The 797-nt window shown below is 72.6% G+C and carries 2 pseudogenes; both read left to right on the top strand.

The window, feature by feature from the left end:
- A pseudogene (locus IE271_RS41125) lies at positions 1-116 on the top strand (glycoside hydrolase family 6 protein); the annotation flags it as partial.
- 97 nt (positions 117-213) lie between these two features.
- Positions 214-708 (top strand): annotated as a pseudogene (locus IE271_RS41120) (transposase); the annotation flags it as partial.
- Positions 709-797 lie beyond the last annotated feature (89 nt).

The following is a 797-nucleotide window of genomic DNA, read 5'->3' as shown; positions in this document are numbered from 1 at the left end:
TGCTCTTGTGGATCAAGACCCCGGGCGAGTCGGACGGCAACTGCGGCGTCGGAGCCGGCTCCACGGCCGGACAGTTCCTTCCCGAGGTCGCCTACAAGATGATCTACGGCTACTGATCCAGGACTCCCGCCGCCCGCCCGGGCGACCGGCGGTCCACCGTGGCTGCGGGCGCTCCCTCGACCAGCTCGCCGACCAGGTGGCAGCCATGGATCCAGGGTCAACGACACGCGGGGCGATGCGGCCACTGGGGAGCGCAAGCGGTTCTTCTCGGCGGTCCTGGCGCTCTGGTGCCGCAGGTCGTCGAAGATCGCCGAAGTGCTGCCGCTGCCCTTCTCGCACGGCCTGTCCACCGGCGACTTCGTGCCCGCGCTGGAGCAGTCCCTCGACTCGGCCTCCGGCCTGTCCCCGGCCACCGCCACGCGGTCGACCGCGCAGTGGCAGGCCGGCCACACCGCGTTCCGGGAGCGCGATCCGTCCGGCACCGACTACGGGTACGGCTGGGCCGGCGGCATCCACCTGCGGATCCGCCTGGCCGGGGCCGCGGTCCTGGTCAGGATCGGGGCGGGCGCGGACGGCACCGAGGAACGCACGGCGATGACCGACGGCCACCACGAAGCACCCGAGACCTGGGCCGGGCTGCTGCGCGACCGCGCGCGCCACGGTATGCGCGCTCCGGTCCTGGCGGTCGGCGACGGAGCACTGACGTTTTCTCAGCGAAATGGCCGGCGTGGGCTGCCGTGAGTCACCCGCTGGCCAAGCGGGCGGGGGACGTCGAGCCCGCTCGTGGACAGACGTGA

Source organism: Streptomyces minutiscleroticus (assembly GCF_014650875.1).
Lineage (GTDB): Bacteria > Actinomycetota > Actinomycetes > Streptomycetales > Streptomycetaceae > Streptomyces > Streptomyces minutiscleroticus.
The sequence above is the reverse complement of the archived record's forward strand: the minus strand, read 5'-3'. Positions and strand labels throughout refer to the sequence as shown.